The organism is Jeotgalibacillus sp. 10bf12 (assembly GCF_055597105.1).
The window spans coordinates 40862-62355 of record NZ_CP200276.1; the positions used below are offsets into that span (position 1 = coordinate 40862).

The 21494-nt window shown below is 35.4% G+C and carries 18 protein-coding genes; 2 read left to right on the forward strand and 16 right to left on the reverse strand.

The window, feature by feature from the left end; all coding sequences use genetic code 11:
• Window positions 1-560: 560 nt before the first annotated feature.
• The 16 genes from pseI to DH10bf12_RS00285 form a co-directional block, all read right to left on the reverse strand.
• Window positions 561-1592, reverse strand: a complete 1032-nt coding sequence (gene pseI, locus DH10bf12_RS00210; protein WP_471736620.1) for a pseudaminic acid synthase — start codon at window positions 1590-1592, stop codon at window positions 561-563.
• 15 nt (window positions 1593-1607) lie between these two features.
• Window positions 1608-3059, reverse strand: a complete 1452-nt coding sequence (locus tag DH10bf12_RS00215; RefSeq protein ID WP_471736621.1) for a GNAT family N-acetyltransferase — start codon at window positions 3057-3059, stop codon at window positions 1608-1610.
• Window positions 3060-3075: 16 nt separating this feature from the next.
• On the reverse strand, window positions 3076-3810 hold the full coding sequence (locus tag DH10bf12_RS00220) for a cytidylyltransferase domain-containing protein (protein WP_471736622.1): 735 nt from the start codon (window positions 3808-3810) through the stop codon (window positions 3076-3078).
• A gap of 9 nt (window positions 3811-3819) precedes the next feature.
• Entirely contained in the window at window positions 3820-4992 is a 1173-nt protein-coding gene (gene pseC / locus DH10bf12_RS00225; protein WP_471736623.1) for a UDP-4-amino-4,6-dideoxy-N-acetyl-beta-L-altrosamine transaminase, read from the reverse strand.
• A gap of 42 nt (window positions 4993-5034) precedes the next feature.
• Complete coding sequence (gene pseB / locus DH10bf12_RS00230; RefSeq protein ID WP_471736624.1) at window positions 5035-6006, reverse strand: UDP-N-acetylglucosamine 4,6-dehydratase (inverting); 972 nt, start codon at window positions 6004-6006, stop codon at window positions 5035-5037.
• A complete protein-coding gene (locus DH10bf12_RS00235) occupies window positions 5993-7267 on the reverse strand; it encodes a hypothetical protein (RefSeq protein WP_471736625.1) in 1275 nt (424 codons plus the stop codon). Before DH10bf12_RS00235 ends, pseB begins: the two co-directional genes overlap by 14 nt.
• A gap of 14 nt (window positions 7268-7281) precedes the next feature.
• Window positions 7282-9114, reverse strand: coding sequence for a hypothetical protein (locus DH10bf12_RS00240; protein WP_471736626.1), 1833 nt, complete (start codon window positions 9112-9114; stop codon window positions 7282-7284).
• Between the two features lie 18 nt (window positions 9115-9132).
• Window positions 9133-10353, reverse strand: a complete 1221-nt coding sequence (locus DH10bf12_RS00245) for a nucleotide sugar dehydrogenase (protein ID WP_471736627.1) — start codon at window positions 10351-10353, stop codon at window positions 9133-9135.
• A gap of 39 nt (window positions 10354-10392) precedes the next feature.
• Complete coding sequence (locus DH10bf12_RS00250) at window positions 10393-12246, reverse strand: heparinase II/III domain-containing protein (RefSeq protein WP_471736628.1); 1854 nt, start codon at window positions 12244-12246, stop codon at window positions 10393-10395.
• Entirely contained in the window at window positions 12246-13514 is a 1269-nt protein-coding gene (locus tag DH10bf12_RS00255; protein WP_471736629.1) for a glycosyltransferase family 4 protein, read from the reverse strand. Before DH10bf12_RS00255 ends, DH10bf12_RS00250 begins: the two co-directional genes overlap by 1 nt.
• Window positions 13515-13530: 16 nt before the next feature.
• The gene (locus DH10bf12_RS00260; RefSeq protein ID WP_471736630.1) at window positions 13531-14376 is read right to left on the reverse strand and encodes an NAD-dependent epimerase/dehydratase family protein; all 846 of its coding nucleotides are present in this window, start codon (window positions 14374-14376) and stop codon (window positions 13531-13533) included.
• Window positions 14373-15008, reverse strand: coding sequence for a sugar transferase (locus DH10bf12_RS00265; RefSeq protein WP_471736631.1), 636 nt, complete (start codon window positions 15006-15008; stop codon window positions 14373-14375). Before DH10bf12_RS00265 ends, DH10bf12_RS00260 begins: the two co-directional genes overlap by 4 nt.
• Before the next feature lie 147 nt (window positions 15009-15155).
• Window positions 15156-16997 (reverse strand): polysaccharide biosynthesis protein, encoded by a 1842-nt coding sequence (locus DH10bf12_RS00270; RefSeq protein WP_471736632.1) that lies wholly within the window; start codon window positions 16995-16997, stop codon window positions 15156-15158.
• A gap of 270 nt (window positions 16998-17267) precedes the next feature.
• The gene (locus DH10bf12_RS00275; RefSeq protein ID WP_471736633.1) at window positions 17268-18041 is read right to left on the reverse strand and encodes a tyrosine-protein phosphatase; all 774 of its coding nucleotides are present in this window, start codon (window positions 18039-18041) and stop codon (window positions 17268-17270) included.
• A 16-nt stretch (window positions 18042-18057) separates the two neighbouring features.
• Window positions 18058-18756: a CpsD/CapB family tyrosine-protein kinase gene (locus tag DH10bf12_RS00280; protein WP_471736634.1), complete on the reverse strand. Its 699-nt coding sequence runs from the start codon at window positions 18754-18756 to the stop codon at window positions 18058-18060.
• Window positions 18746-19498, reverse strand: a complete 753-nt coding sequence (locus DH10bf12_RS00285; RefSeq protein WP_471736635.1) for a YveK family protein — start codon at window positions 19496-19498, stop codon at window positions 18746-18748. The genes DH10bf12_RS00280 and DH10bf12_RS00285 overlap by 11 nt, the downstream gene beginning before the upstream one ends.
• Before the next feature lie 180 nt (window positions 19499-19678).
• Between DH10bf12_RS00285 and DH10bf12_RS00290 the strand changes: the two genes are divergently transcribed.
• Both DH10bf12_RS00290 and DH10bf12_RS00295 read left to right on the forward strand, forming a co-directional pair.
• Entirely contained in the window at window positions 19679-20473 is a 795-nt protein-coding gene (locus DH10bf12_RS00290; RefSeq protein WP_471736636.1) for a hypothetical protein, read from the forward strand.
• A 22-nt stretch (window positions 20474-20495) separates the two neighbouring features.
• On the forward strand, window positions 20496-21434 hold the full coding sequence (locus DH10bf12_RS00295) for an LCP family glycopolymer transferase (RefSeq protein WP_471736637.1): 939 nt from the start codon (window positions 20496-20498) through the stop codon (window positions 21432-21434).
• Window positions 21435-21494: the final 60 nt, after the last annotated feature.

The window sequence follows — 21494 nt, forward strand, 5'->3', positions numbered from 1 at the left end:
TATTTTTTAATAGGTATCTTTCCTTAAGAGCATTCTTATTTTAAATTAATCTTGCTTTAAGCTACAATGAAATAAATTGTAAATATTAGTTTGATTTTAATTCACAAAATAATACATTTTAAATCTCTAAATTTTATTCTATTAATCTTTAGTAGCTTTTAAATTTTATTAATAATATCAGATAAAAAAGTACATATATCAATTTTAACTGTTTATTAGAATGATTTTTGTTAGCTCCACTTCAACTTTTAAAAGTTGAAGTGGAGCTCATTAACAATAAATTAATATTTCGAAATTTCATAGGCTATTAATTTACTTAACATCGCCTCATGCTAAGAAACTCATTGATAGATTGGAGCTAGTTGAATATAAAATATTTTTTTATGTTACTTCTATAAATTTCTAACTATAAAAATATACCATTAATTGTAAATTTTAACGTAAAAGAAATATCGCTTAAAATAACTTTATTTAACCAATTGAACGAGAAAACCATGTAATATTCTTCTATTCAACTCTAAAAGAATTATTGTAATCTAGTATAAATAAAAGACTATGAATTAAAAGTCCTTCCAATTTACTGGAGTGCCTTTTGACAAATCTCTGATCGATTTTTTGCCAATAATTTGTTTTAGGTTTTTTGGAGATAATCCATGCCCTGGTCTTATTGATCGAACATTCTCTTCAGTCAGTTCATCTCCTTTTTTAATATCCTTCACGACAAACAATGAACGAGAAAACTCCCTGCTCTTTTTCTTTTTATCAGTCATCTTATAATCTACTGAACCTATGGCTTTTTCAGCATCTCTCACTGATTCGACAAGCTGCTTAAACTCAGATGGATCCAGTGAAAAACTGGCGTCAGGACCTCCAATGTTTTTATCTAGTATAAAATGCTTTTCAATCACTCTTGCTCCGAGCGCCACTGATACCACCGGTACGGTGTTACCAATCGTATGATCTGACAATCCTACTTCAACATTAAAAGTCTCTTTTAAATTCTGCATCGTCTTCAAGTTGGCATCTTCTATTTTTGCAGGATAAGCTGACGTACATTTCAGTAAAATAATTTGATCATTTCCAGCTTTTCTACATGTATCTACCGCCTCATCAATTTCACTTAATGTCGCGATTCCTGTGGAAAGGATAATCGGTTTTTGTTTAGAAGCTACATATTCAATTAAAGGCAGATCTGTGATTTCAAAAGAAGCAATTTTATAGGCAGGGACATGTAAGCTTTCCAACAGGTCAACTGCCGTCGGATCAAAGGGACTTGAAAAACAGATGATATCTAGTTCTCTCGCATAATTCATCAGTTCTTCATGCCATTCCCACGGTGTATAGGCTTCTCTGTATAAATCATACAACGTTCGACCATCCCAAATGGTGCCCTGCTTCACCTGAAAATACTCATTATCACAATCTATTGTAATCGTGTCCGGTGTATATGTCTGCATTTTAATCGCATCTGCCCCTGCTTCTTGAGCTGCCTTCATCGTTTCTTTGGCAATATTTATATCATGGCCATGATTTGCAGACATTTCAGCAATGATAAATACTTTTTTCGTCAAATCAAATTGGTCAATCAACATCTTTTTATAACCCCTTTAAGTACATGGATAAACATATTGTAATAACCCATGATTGTTTTCTTTTAATATAAAATGTAATCGTTCAAATAATTTTTTTGAAGGGAGGTTATCCTCTGATACATAAGCAACGATTTCTGTTATCTCTTTTTTCTCTCTTTTAAGTTTTATGATACTTTCACTCATCAGCTTTCCGCTCATGCCTTTTCCGGCAAGTGCTCTGCTCAAGCTGATACTCACCGTTGCCGAAGCACCTTCAAGCTGATACCTGATCTGTCCCAAGAACTGGTCTGAGTCATCAGTGACCACATAAAATACGTGGTCCTTTGACTGAATCATCTGCTGAAACCAGTTCTGATGATCAAACCACTCAATTTTTGATTGATTAATAGAATGCTTCCGGACATAATCTTCATTTGATAGATCAAATACTGCTGTCATATCTTCATATGTTATGTTTCTCAGAAAATATCGTTTAGTATGTAGTCCTAGATTTAACAAGGCATCCACAATCCTTTTACTTCCTTGTCCGTCAATGACTCCAGTTAACTTTTGATATAATCGCAGCCTTACGTCCATTGAAAGCATGTCGCCAAAGGCTGCCTGCAACTTTTGATTAAAACCCAGTTCACTGTATACTAGGCTATGTTCCACTAACTCTCCTTCAATCAATGCTTTTAAATTTTGATACTGGTTTTCAATAACTTGTACCGGAATAAAAGGCGTGCGAGTTGCGATACATTCGAAAATGGTTTGACCTGCTGCTGTAATAGCCAGATCAGATGTAAGCATGAGTGCTTTCATTTCTTCTGCGGTTATCCGTTCAAAAAAGCTGATATTTGGTGACGCCATTTGCTTAATCTGTGATCGATTATGAAAAGCACTGCCAATCACGACGTTAAATTGAATTGACGGGTAATGTGCTGAAAGTAATCTTAAGATATCCGGAGTCAGATTGTGAAGATCTGACCCACCCATTGTGATTAACACTTCTTTGACATCCGACTGAATGGATTCTCTTACTGCTTTTGTAAAGGGAGGTCTCAGAATACTGTACTTTGGTCCAATTAAATAGCAGTTACTATCGACTTCAGAATACGTAACTGCCTGTGGATGAAGAGATGGATTTACAATGATCCCGTCCGGATATTCAATCCGTCCATTATCATCAATAAATAGTACTTTTCTGGCGCACTGAGAAATCACTGTGCAGATTTCTTTACTTGCAAGATAAGAATCTACAATACAATCATCATCAGATGTAAGAAAATCCATTAGAAATGTTTCAGATAACCAGTTTATAATTTGATATTGCCTCCCCTGCAGGAAATCAATTTGGTCTGACTCGCTGAGCACGATCATTTCAACTATGTTGCCTCTCCTGTTTAATTCATCATAAAGAGAACTGCACCTTGAGATATGGCCTAAACCTGACCGGTTTCCACCTTCAGTAAAAATATATACAGTCATCGTTGTCATCCTTACCTTATCTGACTTTCTTTTGTTCAATATGTGCATTGATTCGAGCTAACGATGGTTCCCGTTCAAATAGCTGTAATAGCTCATACAGATAAAAATCGTGTGTACCCTTGTATAACCTGTCATAAATTTCAACCATTAAAGCCAGATCTTCTTCTGTATCAAGCGTCCACCGATGCCTTGACTCATTTTTTTCAGCCTGAACATAATGAATATGATCACTGTATTCATAAATATATGGGGTGACATGTTCACGCTGATAAGTTTCATTTGCTTTAAGAAATGCCTCTTCAAGCATTTGAAATGAAAACACCTCTGTATCCAGCCCTCTTGGAAATGTTCGTTGATTTGCATCCGGACCCGCGTTTGTCACGACTTCGTTAGACCCTTTTTCAAACTGACTTACCAGGTCATCAATCACATGCGGGTCAATGACCGGACAATCAGAAGTCACTCGGACAATGACATCAATGTCATGCTTTTTTGCCGCCAAATAATAACGGCTCAGTACATCCTGTTCACTTCCGCGAAAGACTAAGGTATCGTTTTTCTTCGATTCCTCTTCAATTGCATCATCACGGTCCAGGGTCGTTGTAGCAATGATTACTTCATCCACTAATGCAGCCTGTTTGACTCTTGTGATAACGTGAGATAGCACAGAAGCACCTTTCAGCTCCTTCATGACTTTTCCGGACAATCTGGTTGAACCCATTCTTGCCTGTATAATAACAGCTGTTTTCATATAAGACACCTACCTTCGGTACTGATCAATGACGCGATTAACTGTAGAAATGACATCATTCACATCACACTCACTCATTGCAGGGAATAGGGGTAATGTAATGAATTCCTCATACAGTTTTTCAGCATGCGGACAGATTCCTTCTTGATAGCCGAGATCTGAATAATAAGGAAGTAAATGAACTGGAATGTAATGTACATTTACACCGATATTTTCTTTAATGAGTGTTTCAAACACTTCTTTTCTACCGACTGTTAACTTTTCCAAATCTAATCGGATCACATATAGATGCCAGCTTGATTCACCACTCTCACTTTGAAAAGGGGTCTGAATGATCTCATGATCTTGAAAAGCTTCATTGTAAATTTTGATGTACTTTCTTCTTCTATCCACAAAGTGATCCAGTTTTTTCAGCTGACTTGTACCAAGTGCTGCCTGAATATCGGTCATGCGGTAATTAAATCCTAAAAATTGCATTTCATAGTACCATGGGCCGTGATTTTCAATCATTTTATCTGCATCTCTGGTAATGCCATGAGATCTGAACTGAATGAGTTTCTCATAGAAAGCTTCACTGTCAGTCGTAATCATACCGCCTTCCCCAGAGGTGATATGTTTCACAGGATGAAAGCTAAACATCGTCATATCACTGATGGAACCGATTTTTTGATCACGATAAGTCGCTCCCAGCGCGTGAGCAGCATCTTCGATGACTACTAGATCATACTCTTTTGCGATTTGTTGAATGGCATCCATTTCCGCAGGTTGACCCGTGAAATGGACAGGAATGATCGCTTTTGTTTTTTCAGTAATTAATGACCGGATGTTCTCAGGATCAATGTTATAGGTTTCCGAATCAATATCAGCAAACACCGGTTTACCACCCTGATAAAGTACACAATTCGCACTGGCAGCAAATGTCATGGGCGTTGTGATAACTTCATCACCCTCACTTATCCCAGCAGCAAAACATGCACCGTGTAGTGCGGCTGTACCATTTGAGAATGCCACAGCATAGGTCGAACCGACATAATCCGCCATAGCCTGTTCAAATACAGCTACAGCTGGTCCAGTAGTTAAATAATCGCTCTTTAATACTTGTATTACCTCATTTATATCATTTTCATCAATCCATTGACGACCATATGGCAAATAATCACTTCTAACTAATTCATTTCCCATTATTAATAGTCTCCTTTCAAAATATAATTCAGCATTAGCAGACTATTCTTTTACCAATTCTCTAAGTTGATCAACAGATAACCAATCTTCATTTACATTACTGATGTAAGTGAACCCTTCTGGTAATGGTTTACCTCCATCAGAATTTTCATTTTTCCACCAAGGAAATTCAGGCTGAATAACAAAGTAATCATCAAATTCTAATGTTTGTCGAGCGTCATCTTCATTTATCATTGCTTCATGCAATTTTTCACCAGGTCTGATACCGATTACTTTCAGTTTACAATTAGGCACAATGGCTTTGGCAAGATCAGGAACTTTCATACTAGGAATTTTAGGAATGAAGATTTCTCCACCTTTCATGCGTTCTAAGTTATCAATCACAAATTGCACACCTTGATCTAAAGTTATCCAAAAACGTGTCATACGTTCATCGGTTATTGGAAGTTCTGTTATGCCGTTTTGACTAAGTTTTTTAAAGAAAGGAACAACACTTCCCCTACTTCCAACTACATTACCATATCTCACTACAGCAAATTTTGTTTTCTTATCTCCAACATATGAATTACCTGCTACAAATAGTTTATCTGATGCAAGTTTAGTAGCCCCATATAAATTTACAGGACTAGCTGCTTTATCGGTACTTAAAGCTATAACTTTCTCAACATTTCTATCTATCGCAGCTTCTATAATGTTCTGGGCACCATGAATATTAGTTTTAACAGCTTCAAAAGGATTATATTCGCACGCTCCAACATGCTTGAGTGCAGCAGCATGAATAACTATGTCTACTCCTTCAAAAGCTCTATATAAACGATCTTTATCTCTTACATCACCTATAAAGAATCTAATTCTAGAATCTGTGAATTCTTGAGCCATCTCATACTGTTTAAGTTCATCTCGGCTAAAAACTATAACTTTCTTAATATTAGAATTTAAAACCTTCGAAATAAACCTCTTTCCAAAAGATCCTGTTCCCCCAGTGATTAAAACAGTTTTATTATCTAGATTCATATTTAATTTCTCCTTTTTTCTTATAATTAAATTTTTTATAATTCCTTAAAAATTCCTTTTTATTATTTAAATCTTTATTATTTATTGAAAGCACTCCAATAGAAAACACCAACAAATAATCAAGATAAATTGTATACGAGGTTAATGTATTTACTAAGCTGGCTATTGAATAAAATAGAAGTATAGTCTTCTCACTTGATAAACTTCCATTTTTTAATTTTACAAGGTTTTGAATTATAATTATAAAAATATATAGATACAAAAATATAGTATAAAATAATCCATATCTTGTGAAAATAGTAGCGGGGGTAAAATGTGCGTTATGACGCTCTTCTTCTAAAAGATACCCATTGGCATCATAGTACTCATAAGTATAACCAGGTCCCATTCCTGATAATATAAAACTAGGATTTTCTAAAATAGGTTGAAATATATAAACAATTTCTCTAACTCTTGAATCACTTTCAAACCGATTATACTCAGATAATGGATTTATAAACATTGTTTTATACATTAATGGTTGAAATTGTTGCGGCAATAAATTAATTCTATCAGGACTAATAGTGAAATAAATTACAGCCGATGCAGTTATTAAAACCGATGTAATGATTCCAAATCGAATATAAGCCTTAATGTTGCTATTAATTAACCCATATACAAGAAATACTGCCAAAACACTTAATAAGACTCCTCGCTTACTAGCCAAAAGCAATAATAATAAAGTTAAGATTAGTTTTATTTTTTGCTTTGTTATAAAAAAAACAATTAAAGGGAAAATAAAGAATATTGACGTTGATCCTACAGAATAAACAGTTATTCCAACTAGTGGAGAGATTAGGTACGTAAAAGTTGAGATTGCCAAGCCCCAAAACATCCAATTAGCAAATTTTATTTGTAGATCTTTGTCAAACCTGGCTTTTTGACTTCTAACATAGGTTATGAGCAAACCAAAAAAAACAGCATTATAAGTATCCGCTATTAGATCTCTATAAGAATCATTAATTATTACACCAAATAAAAAATGAATCATAGGAATTAATATCAATAAAATCTCAAAGTAGTTGAACTTTATTTTTTTTAATTTAGTTAAAAATAAAACAACTATAACTAACGAAATTAATAGGCTTGAATATACAGCTAAATATGAGGTGTTGTAAATAGCTGCTGCTCTCAGAATGGATAGTATTTGAAATAAAATAAAATGAAAAAATATTAAATATAAAAAAAGTACTGATTCATCTTTTCTCTCAATACTTTCCACTATTACACCTCTTTTCATAACTCGTTGATGTTCAAATATTTATAAATTTTATCTGCTGCATTACCATTATAGTCATTAAGCTCATATTTCATATAGTCTCTTCTTGCTTTTTGATAATCTACCCCTAGCACTTCTAAATTTAAAATGATGGATTTTAGCATTTCAAAACTATAAACTTTTTTAGTAACATCATTTTCAATAAAATCCAATTTAGTTGTGAATTTATTATCATAATTTACGCTGATCGATGGTGTGCCAATTATTATAGCTTGCATTAAAACTCCTGAATTAATTGATATAACTACATCACTATGTTGGATTAAATAGTTGCTGTCCTTTTCCTTTCCAATCACTTCTATACCGGAATATTTTTTTACTATTTTATGATAGCTCTTTGCATCTTTTTCACGAGGATGTAATTTAACTTCAATTTTAAAGTTTAAATTATACTCTTGTTTAATTCTTATTAAATCTTCAATAATTTTGAAATACTCCTGTTTGAAATCATCTGGTTGGGTAAATACAGTAATTTTATTGAACTCTCCCCTATGTTTTGTTGTGTTGAAATAATTGTCATAAGCAATAGGACCTAAGTATTCAAAAGTTTCAAGTGGCTTAATATCAGTTAATCTACTTTTGATTTTATTTGACATCAAGAACATTATGTCGTTCCAAGATATTCTTGGTAAATATTTATCACTTATAACGACATGTTGAAGCCCTATATTTGGAACATTCATCGAATTACTCCAGTAGTACTGAATGGCTGCGTGATATCCATGGGTTTCATTATTTATAATAATTTTTGGATTAATATTTGATTTAAATAAAAAATTATCTATCCCTAATTTAAAAACCAATATATCAAACCAATATATTGATAAATCATTAATTAAAGAGTGAATATCAATTTTGATAATATTTATATCGAAATGAAATGTTGTTTTCTCACTATTTTTTTTCCTTTTTATAAATAAATTTAATTCTTTATAGATTTGATTTATATCGCTAGCTTTTAAAAAATTAAAGATGTCAAAACTTTCTATTTTTTTATCTTTTATAACTTTTTGCAGAGAATTATTACTATAATTTTCAAAAGTTAAAAAGGTTGCTTTTAATTCACTTTCATTTTTAACTTTATTGTAAAAAGGTAAGAGTGCATTTACCTGAATGGGATTGCGTACTACAAATATAGCAGCATCCTTTGCAATATTTTCACCATTTCTATCTGAGTTTTTTGATTGTAAAACTTTTTTGATCAAGAAATATTTTTTTAACAATAAGATGCTTTTTACCTTATTAACTTTAATAAACCTTAACAACATTTTATTTGACTTATTTATCCATACTATTTTTAACGTGTCACCAAATGCATTATGAATAAAATTATTTAAGAACCATTCTCTCTTATACAAATATCTAAAAGGTCTTTCACCCTCTGCTAGATTCATACCTAATAATTGTTCTTCATCAGATCCACCATATAATACTAATGTTTTTATGTTATACTTTTTTACTATGTTTTGTATTTTTAATACAGTGTTAATTACCATACTTATATTGTTATACACTTTATTTATTAGAACTTTATTTGTGTAAACACTTTTAAAAAATAATGACATTTCATGATCAACTAATTTAATAATTTGTTTTACTATTTTTTCACTTTCAGTAGAATTAGAGTCTTCAAATGGATCAACAAATATCACTTTTGCTAGATTTAAGTCTTCAACTCTACGATAAAAATCCAAGTTCGTCGCAATAATAATTGAATTATTGTCTATATTACTTAAGTACTTTAAACATTTTTTCGTTACAATGTTATCATGAAAAATATGTGCTTCCATTATTCCCCCACGATTAGGTTATAGTTTATATACATTACTAGAATTAAGAATATTTTTTGTATCCAAAACAAATTTACTACTTATTTTATCTTTATTATTGATAATATGATTATGGCCTACCATTATTACTAAGATTTCGATGTCTTTTACAAATTGTTCGAAATCTTGATACTGATTACAATTCATGTTTTCTTTAATAAACGGATCAAAAACCTTAACGCCAAACGCTAAATGCTCATCCATCCGCTCTAGTAGTTGAAGAGTAGGACTTTCCCTTGTATCATCTACATTTTCTTTATAAGCTAAACCGTAAAGGCCAACTTTAGATATATCCTTGACTCCATGTTCTCTCATGATATCTCTAATACGTTTCAAGACATGCTCAGGCATAGAATCATTCGTCTTACGTGCTGTTAAAATTAAGTTTGTTAGATCCGGGTAATCCCCTACTAAAAACCAAGGATCTACTGATATACAATGTCCTCCGACACCTGGTCCAGGTTGTAATATATTTACTCGTGGATGCATATTAGCAATCTGAATGATTTCATATACATCCATATCATCTGTTCGGCAAATTTTTGCTAGTTCGTTTGCAAATGCAATATTAATGTCTCTGTAAGTATTTTCTACAACTTTAGACATTTCTGCAGATCTTATATCTGTAACAACAATTTCAGCTTTACAAAAAGCTGAATACAAGTCTTTAATTTTTTCACCAATTTCTTGGTTATCTGCCCCAATAGTTCTTGAATTATTTTCAAGTTCATAGATCATATTTCCAGGAATTATTCTTTCAGGAGCATGCATAAGATGAATATCCTCACCTATATTGAATCCTCTTTTTTCTATCTCCGGTCTAATGTATTTATCTATTGTTCCTGGTGCAATAGTAGATTCTATAATGATAACTGCTTCCTTATCACAGACATCAAGTACACTGTTGACTGCTGAAATTACATACTTAGGGTCTAGTTTTTTACTTTCCTCAATATACGGGGTTGGAACAGCAAGTATATAAGTATTTGTTTTTTGATACTCTGTTGAAAATTCGATACCATTGGATTTAGCTTCTTCAAAAAGTTCTACTAGTCCATCTTCTTCAAATGTTAAGCTTCCGCTATTCAAAGTATTTACTAAGTTAGTATTATAATCTGTACCTACTACTTTAACTCCGTTCTTAGCAAACATTAATGCTGTTGGTAATCCTATATAACCTAATCCAATAATATTTATCATTTATATTCTCCTTTTTTGCCGCCTTGCTATAACGCCAATCTAATTAACTAAATTTATTTCAAAATCTATTTCACACTTATCACTTTTAAGAGCAACTCTTGCATACACACAGTTAATTTCTTCTTTTTTTAAGTAGTATAAACTTCGAAATGAATTTTCTATTTTTAAATCAGCATTACATTTTATATGACAAATAATTTGTGAATCATGATATAGTTCAAATCCATCCGAAACTATTTTGACTTCACATGGTGTGTGAAAACGAAACTCACAATAGTCACCTTTTCCGATTACTTCATCATTGATTGAATATCCATAATTATTTTTTTGAATATTTCTTGTATGCTGATAACCATTTTTAGAAACCATAGTACCACTAAACTTATTTGAGTGAAATAGAATATTTTGTCGTTTCGTCCAATCTGTAACTAAAAATGCTCCTATTTTATTCATTTGCTCCGTACCATTTACCTTAACTGTATTATGACCTATGGTAGAAGAAAGTTTTTTACCTAATTCACTGGCGTAAGAATAAGTTCCACTATCGCACAAAATGTTGATTCCTCTATGCCATAAATCTAAATGTAATTGATCCATGTGTGCCGGCCTAGATTTATAATTTTGAATGCATGTCATTAAGAAACCGTCATTATGTCTATAACTATAAAACCCAGAATCAATAAAAGCAGAAGTTTTCCGATCTAAGTTTTCTATTGGAAGTTCTGTATCATGTTTAAACCATAGTAATTCTTCGTCGTAATCTCCCTTTTTATAAAGCCTCTTACCTTCAATGAGTGCGTACACAGTGTTTAGAACTGGCCGGAAATCCCGATAACTACATGAAGTTACAGGGAATATCAAGGCTCCATCGTTCGATCCATAATTAGGAAGATCTCCATCATCATTTTGAACTTGATATAAGAGGTTAACACTATTCTTTATTCGTTCTTTTTCATTAATATGTACATTAGTTTTTTCACTCATCTTAAAAACACATTCTATAATTTGTAACGTAAATCTGTGATAGTTAAATGAAAATTGAGTAAAACCACCATCTGGTTCAAATTGCTTTATAATTTCTTTATCTAATAATTCATACGCTTTTTTAACACCATTTGTGTCTCCACAGCACCATGACCCTACAATTAATCCAGAAATTTCTGTAAAAGTATGGTTGTTTTGAATACATTTATGTGCATAAAAAAAGTTTGATAAAACTTTCTTATAGCAAACCTCTACTAATTTTTCTACGTTTTCTTTATCTGAGTTTGTGACAATTCCACATTTCTTAAATATCGAATAAGCCATAAGTGTATTTATCATTCTTAAAGTACATTCTTGTCCACATTTATAATTAGCCCCATATGGATATGGATTGCTTTCTAACCAATGATTTAATTGATTAGAGAATGCATTATAATACTTGACATCTCCAGTGATTAAATAAGCTCTAGTTAAATAGAAAAAATGTGTTAATCGCGATGCTTCCCATATAACTTTAATATCTCCACGATCTTTATCAAAGTCGGGCACCTTGTACCACTTAACATCTTTTTTGCTTTCGCTTCTAGTGAGGGGATTATAATGCCAATTAATAGGATTCCCATAATCTAAATCTATTGAAGAAAAGCCCGTAATAATACCCTTTACAGCTTTATTAGCTATTAATATTATTTCAGTTTTTTTTTCTTTTGGGAGTTCATTTAAGAAACTTTTTATTGTTTCCACTTCAAAATCAAATAATTCAATTTTTTTAACTTCGACCTTTTTCTCAAAGAAGCTTTCTGTAGCCGGAATGCTTGACATCATTTTAAGTTTAGCTGAATATAATGATCTATTAATAGTCCATGCTAATCCATATTCATTTAATAATGAGCTAACTTGTTTTAACATTATCTTAAACTCTCCATAACTGAAATTAATTTTTGAGTTAGTAACTTGTAATCATAGTTTTGAGCACCACTTTTTGAGTTTCGACTCATTTCATTATAGTCGTAAATTGACATATTACTTATATGCATAATAGCGTCAGCCAACTCATTGGGAGTGTCTTTCTCTATTGAAACACCACACCCATATTTTTCAATAGGATCATAACCCATTTTTACTGTTGAAATTATAGGCTTTCCTGATGCCATATATTCAAAGAGTTTATTTGAACTATTACCTCTGGACCAGTTATAATTTGTTTGTGAATAATTTAATATGTTCACAGAGGATTTACTTAAAACATATGGTATATACTTCTTGTCTATATAACCCTTGATTTTAACGTTGGTTATACTTTCATCTTTAACACGTCTTTTAAGTTCAGATAGCTGGTTACCCTCACCATATATTAAAAATTGTATATTTTTATGGCTAATCAGTATCTTTGCTACATCTAAGAGGTTTCCTACATTGTTAACCGGACGTATTGCCCCGGTATAAATCACGTTAAATTTATCACTAGTTAAGTCTTGATCATTTAGTATATTTTGATTGATTTGTTTATTAAACTCTTCAATGTTTACTCCATTATTTATATAATGACATTTTCTAATGTCTATTACTCCACCTTGATTTGTACTCCATTTTTTTTCATGCAAATAATTTATATCGCCCTCTTTTAAAAAAATTATTGCATGAGCGTTTTTATAAATCCATTTTTCTACTCGCAGTAGCATTTTACCAAGTAAAGTATTTTCTTTTAGTCTCCCTCCCATGAAAAATACTTCTGGCCAAAAATCTCTAACCTCACAAATACATGGAACCCCATATTTTTTTGCAATTTTTATTCCAGCAATCATAGCAAATGGGTGGGGAGACGACGCAATAATTAAATCTGGTTTGTTATGATTTTTTATATATTCTTTTGTTACTTTAAAAATGTTGAAATAGAAGTCAAGCATATTTAATACTCTTTTATAACCATTATTATTAGATGAAGTTGTTCTCACGAATACAAATGGTAACTCTGTATCTTTATTTACAATATACCTTTTTTTATTATTAATAAGGTTAATATCTGAAAAGTGAAGATACGAAGATGAGAATATTGTAAAATTATATTTTTCACCTGCGTTTTTACCGAAATTATATGGTCTTGTAAATCCATTCATAGTCGGAGGTGTTGCGTAAGGGTGAAAAACCCATATATTCTTATATGATCTAATACTCACATTATCATTTCCTTTATCAAAATCTCGTTTTTTCAATTTCTTCAATAGAACTCACAAAATTATATACTTGATAACAATCTGCATGTTCAGACAATTGTTTTTCATATACTAGGCTACCAAACATTTTGCTTACGACACTTAACTTCAATAATTTTATTAATGGGTTGAAAAATGAAGTGAATTTAATATTTTTACCGTGATTTGCACTTATTAATCCAACCATTTCACTTGTACTTACGTATTCTTTGTTTTGTGGAAAATATATTCCATAACTATAATTGTTAATAATAAGCTTTATAAACTCAGAAAAGTTATCTATATAAATCATACTTCTTTGATTTTTAATGTTTGGAAAAATAGGAGTTTTTACTGCCAGTTTAGATAACCTTGTATAGTTACCTTTGCACCCATTTCCATAGATCATAGGTGGTCTAATAATGGCAACAATAAATTCTTCACAGCTTAATCTTGAAATCAATTCTTCAGCTTGAAGCTTTGATTTCCCATAATTAGTATTTGGTTTTAAAGAAGAACTATGGTTAATCACTCCTGAATTCATGCCATAAACACTCATAGAACTGAGAAAAATAAACTGTTTTACCCCATCGCTTTTGGATTTTTTTGCAACCTCAAATGCTAGATCTCTATTAATCTTATAATAAAGCTCTGAGTTTTTTTTTGTCTCTTTAATATGAGCTAAACCTGCTGCATGTATGACTACATCATATTCCGAAAAGCTTGATTCTTTCCACAGATTATCTTTAACACTAATAAGGTCTACTTTATATTTATCTCTCTCTAACCAATTTTTGAGACTTGTAGCTACGTACCCATTTTTACCGGTAACTAAGATTTTTTTCACTTGGATGATCTCTCCCTACTTGCAGCATCTTCCCTCTCAGCCATCCTAGAAGGTCCACCCTCCACAACACCGTCACTCTTCACAACACTCACAATCGTCCCAAAAAAACATTTCGCATCCATACTAAAGCTAATCTGACTTACATACTCTCCATCCAAAGCAGATTTGATATCAATCGGAAGCTCATCGCGTCCATTAATTTGAGCCCACCCAGTCAATCCAGGTAACACATCATTTGCCCCGTATTTATCCCTCTCAGCAATAAGATCATACTGATTCCATAACGCAGGTCTTGGACCAATAATACTCATTTCACCAACAAAGATATTCCAAATCTGTGGCAACTCATCTAATGACGTTTTTCTGAGAAACTTACCTACTTTAGTAATGTATTGCTCAGGGTTTTCAAGTAAATGTGTTGGTGTATCTTTAGGTGTGTCAATTCTCATTGTTCTGAACTTAAGAATATTAAAATGCGATTTATTCAAACCGACTCTTTTCTGTTTGAAAAGAATTGGACCTTTAGATTCTGCCTTGATTGCAATTATTAAAATTAAAAAAATAGGAGATAAGATAATCATTCCTATTAAAGAAAGAAAAATATCAGTTAATCTTTTTACCTTACTGTACATCGATTTCCACTCCTCAGAATTACATTCGAACTTCATTTAAATAACTCATTTGAAACAACAGTCTCCAAGAGTATATGGAGACTGTTGTTTCTATCAGTTAACTAAGGTACTATAAACTTTTTTCGGGTTTAAAATTTAATTTAATACTTAACTACTCTTAACCTTCAACCGCTCCACATTCTTCCGATTCGCAACCCCAATCAAAATCTCCTTCAGTTGCGCCTCATCCGAATGCTCAATCTCTCTTAGCAAAAGCTCCATCTCAACATTCGAAACCGGAACCGCTTTTCCAATAAAGATCTTCTCAAATACCTGCTTATCCTGTACTTCATCTTCATTTAACAATTCTTCATACAGTTTCTCACCAGGACGCATACCAGCGAACTTAAGTGGAATCTCTTCTTCTGTATAACCGGATAACCGGATCAGGTTCTTCGCCAGATCCACAATCTTCACAGGCTCTCCCATATCAAGCACAAATACTTCCCCGCCGCGGGCGAGTGTACCTGCCTGAATCACCAGGCGGGATGCTTCAGGGATTGTCATAAAGTAACGCGTCATTCTTGGGTCAGTCACCGTGACAGGACCGCCCGCTGCAATCTGTCTTTTAAATAATGGAATGACACTTCCGCGTGAGCCTAATACATTTCCAAATCGAACCGCTGCAAAAACTGTATGGCTCTCTTCAGCAAGGTTCTGAATAATCATTTCAGCAAAACGCTTCGTTGCCCCCATGACGTTAGGAGGGTTTACTGCTTTATCAGTAGAGACAAGTACAAAGTGTCCCACCCCTGCTTCATGTGCAGCTGTTGCCACATTCTTTGTACCGAAGACATTATTTTTAACCGCTTCAAATGGATTGGCTTCCATTAATGGTACGTGCTTATGTGCTGCTGCATGATAAACAACATCAGGCCTATGTTCTTTCATGACATCCAGGATACGGTCGCCATCCTGTACATCTGCAATCGTTGGCACAATGTCAATCTGATCAGCGAATTGACTGCGAAGTTCCATGTCTATCTTATAGATAGAATTTTCACCATGACCAAGTAAGATCAGTTTTGATGGAGAGAACCTGCACACCTGACGGGAGATTTCTGAGCCGATCGAACCACCGGCACCCGTTACAAGGATCGTCTTACCTGTTAAATCTTCTGAGATTTTTTTCATATCCAGTTCGACCGGATCACGACCGAGTAAATCTTCAACCTGTACTTCACGAATTTCATTGACTTCAATCCGTCCGGATGCCAAGTCTCCGAATAATGGCAGGATCTTGGTCTCAGCGTTTGTCTTTGAACACTGTTCAAATATCCGCTTGATTCCAGCCCGTTCAAGTGAAGGAATGGCAATAATAATATGTTCAATCCCCTGCTTCTCAACTGTCTCTTCAATACAGTCCACACCGCCAAAGACCGGTACACCGTGGATTTCAAGATGATGCTTCGTCTGGTCATCATCAATGAACCCAACCGGCTGAAGCTCAGCATTCGGATTCTGCTTCAGTTCCTTCAGGATAAATGAGCCTGCAGCACCGGCACCGACGATCAGTGTGCGCTTGCGCTCATGTGCGGGTCTGAAATATGTATCGCGGTACATCCGCCAGCTGAATCTGACACCACCGAGTAAGAGGACGTGGAGCATCCACGTGATGAGTAAGGTTCTTGTATACAGTGAGCTTGAGAAGATCAGCTGATACGCTGCAACAACCAGAATGGACAGTGTGACTGCTTTAACAATCCCCATCAGTTCATTCAGGCTCGAATATTGCCATACTCTTTTGTACAAACCGAAGACGTGAGCGAAGATATGATGAGTCACAAGCAATAGCATTGAACTGATTACCAGCACATTCATATTCTGGTCATTACTCATCTCGTATAAATCGCCAAAAGGAAGGAAGAAATAATAGCTGATAAAGATCGACAAAATTACAATAGATGAATCAATTGACATTAACCCTGCAAGTCTCTTCTGATAGCTCATTGTCTGCACCTCCGTAAAAGATCTGTTACATGACTGCAACAGATCAGGAATTTTCCCAACTCAAATCATTCTATTTTCCTGTTTTATTTTAATGAATTGTGACATTTTCAATCTTTTTTCGTGTTTTTAATTTCGAATCTTGTAACATAATATCACAATCTATGGAAGTTGAATAGACAATTCGAAGAGAATTATGTATTTTTTGGTTTATATTTATGTAAATATGGGAAAATAGCAAGATAAAAACGCATGGACTCTTGTCTCATGCGTTCAAATGGTCAGTAATTTCTTTATAAAGCTTTTCTTTTTAATTTCAGATGGGGGGTGTACGCTGACCATTCCCCCCTTTAGCACTGCTTCAGCATTTAATTTAAATACATCAGTCGCTCCGAGTGACTTATCTGCGATTTCATAAGCCTTCTGCATCGCAAAGCCTCTCTCAGCCGTATTATGCGCATCAGACGCAATAAAATGCGCAAGATTCGCCTCAATCAGTTCAAAAGAGAACTTTTGCACCTTTTTATTGAATGCCCCTGCCACACTTGTTGCTGTCAGCTGGCTGAGCGCGCCCTGATTAATCAGCTGATAAAGCTTATCAGGATTTTCAATGATGGCACTGTTTCGCTCCGGATGGGCAATGATTGGCCGGTACCCTGCGACAAGCAGATCGTAAATCGTTCGTTCAGCGAACACGGGCACCTGGCTGGATGGAAATTCGATCAGTACATAGGGATTTGTTTTTGATTGAAGCGGTAGATTCAGCCCTTCCTTAAAATCCTGTATGATCTCACCGTACAACCTGATCTCCTGACCTGGATGGATCTTCAACTTCCGCCCATGACTCTGCAGATATTCATTCAATTCACTGACTGCACGCTCCACCTGTGACGCCTCGTTATAAAACCTTCTCGTCTGGTGATGGGGGGTTGCGATGATATCTGTGATCCCGTTCCCGATTGCCTGATCAGCCATCTTCAGTGCATCTTCATATTCCTGCGCGCCATCATCCACACCGGGCAGGATATGGCAGTGTATATCAATCATACTCTGACCTCACTTCTTAGTTACCGTAGTAATAATAGTAGTCGTCCCCTGTATCCATTTTCTTATCGTTTAACACCGCACCGAGAATTCTTGCATTCGCAGATTGCAGCAGTTCTTTTGCTTTAAGTGCCTTCTCTTTATCCGCAACCTGAGACCTGATGACAAGGATTGCTCCGTCACATCGGTTGGCAAGAATCTGTGCATCTGTTACAGCCAGTACCGGCGGCGTATCAAAAATCACAATGTCATATTCTTCTTTAACACTTTCAAGAAAAGCGTCCATCCCTCTTGAGCCGAGCAGCTCAGATGGATTCGGCGGAACCGGACCTGATGTGAGAATGTCCAGCTTATTGACATCTGTTCCCTGGATCGCTTCATCCAGTGAGTTCTGCTTTGTCAGAAGATTCGTCAGACCATGTGTATTTAACACATTAAACGTATAGTGCGCTGTCGGCTTTCTCATATCTGCATCAACGAGCAGTGTGCGCTTACCGGATTGCGCGAATACAATCGCCATATTAGAAGCGGTTGTTGACTTCCCTTCCCCTGGTCCGCTTGAAGTGACAATCATCGTCTGGATCGCACTGTCAACTGCTGAGAATTGAATATTCGTTCTGATCGTGCGGTACTGCTCTGATGACACAGACTTTGGATTCAGCTTGGTGATCAGGTTTCTGCTGTGACTGTTCGTCTGATTCTTTTTCTTAGCTGCCATATCGCTCACTCCTTGCTCTTGTCTGCGGCTGCTGTGCATTTGTATTGATCGCTTTCACCATTTCTTTATTATCCATTGAACCGATCACACCAAGTAAAGGAAGTTCAAGCTGCTGTTCGATATCCTGTTCACTTTTGATCGTGTTATCAAGATATTCAAGTAAAAAGGCAATGCCGACACCAACCATTAAACCGACAACAAGTGCAATGGCCATATTCAGAAATGGCTGCGGGCTGACCGGAGACTGGTTATCAGATACAACTGCAGGTGAAAGAATATTCACGTTATTGACATTCATCAGGTCAACAATTTCCGCCTGGAACACTTCAGCAGTTACATTGGCAATCTCTGCTGCAAGATAAGGATCCGCATCCTCAACTGTCAGATTCACAAGCTGTGAATTCTGCTCATTGCCTACTGTGATTTTACTGTTCAGCTGAGAAGCTGTCAGGTCGTTATCTAACTGAGAAGATACTTGTTCTAAAATAGCCGGACTTTTGATAATGCCGCTATATGTATTAATTAACTGCAGATTCGCCTGGATATCAGATACCTGCACATTCGCAGCCTCTGTCTGTTCCTGGTTCACAAGCAGCTGTGTCGTGGATTGGTACATTGGGGTAATCACAAAGAAAGAGAGTATACCTGCTGCAACTACAGCAAGCAGGGCAATTGAAATGATCATCATTAAACGTTTTTTAAGCGTGTTAAATAATTCTTTCAGACTAATGGTTTCTTCCATTTCTTTTGGTGCCTCCTATCAGATAGTAAAAATAACTACTCGATTATAGCATATGTTTCTCATAAATCGGTAAAGTGTGACAATTTTTTTGCAATTATTTCAATGAATAGTGTTTTTCATGTCATTTCTTTTATATAATAGGCAATAAGTGTGATAAAAGCCGCTAAAGGAGTTTTTGATGTGCAGAAGATTTTATTTATCGTTTCGATTATTTTAACAGCAGCATTTTTATTCCTCGGTTACCAGAGCTGGCAGGGAAAGCTTGAGGAAGTTCATGAAGTCAGACCGGCTGCTGTAGCCGATGTAACTGAAGAAGAGCCGGCTGAAGAAACAGATCTTGAAATGGTTGAAGAAGATTCAGCTTTACCAGCCGCTAACCTGCCGGAAGATACGCAGGAGATGCTGAACAGCCACCTCGCGTCCGGTAAACCGGTCAAGGTTGTACTTGCTGCAACTGAATCAGCAGCCATTGCTGAACCTAACTGGGCAACAGCGCTTGAAGCCGCCATGACAGAACAATACGCTCCGTTGACTTTAGAGTTTGAAACCTTCAGCTATAATGAAACGTCAGATTACTGGGCAGATAACCTTTCAGAGGATGATAGATTCACAGATGCTGATCTGATCGTATTTGAAGCTTCGACAATCTATGACAACGGCCTGTGGTCAATTGATGATCAATTATTCTTTTTAAATCAGATGGTAGATGCTTTTAATACGTCATATCCTGAAGCAGATGTTTTTGTTCTTCCATCACAGCCACTTGCCGATGCAGCCATTTACACTGAACAGGCTGAAGCAGTGAAAGCAGCCATCGAAGGATCAGAGATTGAATATATTGATCACTGGAGTGAATGGCCGGCCGGCGCTGAACTCTCAGCACTGCTTGATGAGGAAAATGATCCGACTGAAGAAGGCCGCACGTTATGGGGAGAACAGATCGTCAATTACTTTGTCAGCTCAGACCAACAATAATGAATGAAAAGAGGAAGTTTTAATGGAACGCAGAAAACGTAAGAAAAAGAAAAAACGCGTATTGAAGTGGTCACTTGGCATTCTGGGATTTGTGATTTTAGCAGCAGGAGCTTACGTCTTTTTTGTGTACCAGTCACTGACGAGTGCGACGAATGAAATGCATGAACCGATTGAACGTGAAGTATCTGAAAAACGGATGGAGGAAGTCAGATTTGATGAACGCGATCCTTTTTCTGTCCTGCTGCTTGGTGTAGATGAACGCGAAGGAGATTCCGGACGATCGGACACAATGATTGTGATGACAGTTAACCCGCAGACTGAAGAAACAAAGCTGCTCAGTATTCCACGTGATACTTACACAAACATTGAAGGGCGCGGTATGGACAAGATCAATCATGCATATGCCTTTGGCGGCACTGAGCTTGCAATGGATACAGTTGAGAATATGCTCGATATTCCAATTGATTATTTTGTCCGTGTGAATATGGAAGGCTTTAAGGATATTGTTGATGCAGTAGATGGTGTAACTGTGAATAATGGACTTGAATTCAGTCAGAATGGATATAGTTATCCGCTTGGTGAAATTACATTGGATGGTGATCAGGCACTGGCTTATGCAAGAATGCGCTATGAAGATCCAAACGGAGACTTTGGCCGTCAGGAACGACAGCGCCAGGTGATTCAGGGCATTATCCGTGAAGGCGCAAGTGTGAATTCACTGGTGAACTTCAGAGATATTTTTAACGCATTAGGCTCTAACGTAAAGACGAATCTTTCTTTTGATCAGCTGATGGATATCCAGTCGAAGTACCGCTCTGCTGCAGGAAGCGTCCAGCAGACGACACTTGATGGCGGCAGCGGTCAGTACATTAACGATATTTATTATTATGTTGTACCGGATGAGAAGATTAATGAAGTGCAGGATCAGCTGAAACAGGAACTGGCACTGACGACTTCTTGATTCTGTTCCTAAGCTCCATCTAACAGAGCAATGTTATAGTTGTATACGAAAAAATTGAGG

What these genes read in the sequence shown, in the direction of transcription:
- DH10bf12_RS00280 (WP_471736634.1), bottom strand. Translation starts at nt 18,756, where the DNA reads ATGGCAGCTAAGAAAAAGAATCAGACGAACAGTCACAGCAGAAACCTG.
- DH10bf12_RS00285 (WP_471736635.1), bottom strand. Translation starts at nt 19,498, where the DNA reads ATGGAAGAAACCATTAGTCTGAAAGAATTATTTAACACGCTTAAAAAA.
- DH10bf12_RS00245 (WP_471736627.1), bottom strand. Translation starts at nt 10,353, where the DNA reads ATGATAAATATTATTGGATTAGGTTATATAGGATTACCAACAGCATTA.
- pseC (WP_471736623.1), bottom strand. Translation starts at nt 4,992, where the DNA reads ATGGGAAATGAATTAGTTAGAAGTGATTATTTGCCATATGGTCGTCAA.
- DH10bf12_RS00240 (WP_471736626.1), bottom strand. Translation starts at nt 9,114, where the DNA reads ATGGAAGCACATATTTTTCATGATAACATTGTAACGAAAAAATGTTTA.
- pseB (WP_471736624.1), bottom strand. Translation starts at nt 6,006, where the DNA reads ATGAATCTAGATAATAAAACTGTTTTAATCACTGGGGGAACAGGATCT.
- DH10bf12_RS00265 (WP_471736631.1), bottom strand. Translation starts at nt 15,008, where the DNA reads ATGTACAGTAAGGTAAAAAGATTAACTGATATTTTTCTTTCTTTAATA.
- DH10bf12_RS00220 (WP_471736622.1), bottom strand. Translation starts at nt 3,810, where the DNA reads ATGAAAACAGCTGTTATTATACAGGCAAGAATGGGTTCAACCAGATTG.
- DH10bf12_RS00295 (WP_471736637.1), top strand. Translation starts at nt 20,496, where the DNA reads ATGGAACGCAGAAAACGTAAGAAAAAGAAAAAACGCGTATTGAAGTGG.
- DH10bf12_RS00215 (WP_471736621.1), bottom strand. Translation starts at nt 3,059, where the DNA reads ATGACTGTATATATTTTTACTGAAGGTGGAAACCGGTCAGGTTTAGGC.
- pseI (WP_471736620.1), bottom strand. Translation starts at nt 1,592, where the DNA reads ATGTTGATTGACCAATTTGATTTGACGAAAAAAGTATTTATCATTGCT.
- DH10bf12_RS00275 (WP_471736633.1), bottom strand. Translation starts at nt 18,041, where the DNA reads ATGATTGATATACACTGCCATATCCTGCCCGGTGTGGATGATGGCGCG.
- DH10bf12_RS00250 (WP_471736628.1), bottom strand. Translation starts at nt 12,246, where the DNA reads ATGTTAAAACAAGTTAGCTCATTATTAAATGAATATGGATTAGCATGG.
- DH10bf12_RS00270 (WP_471736632.1), bottom strand. Translation starts at nt 16,997, where the DNA reads ATGAGCTATCAGAAGAGACTTGCAGGGTTAATGTCAATTGATTCATCT.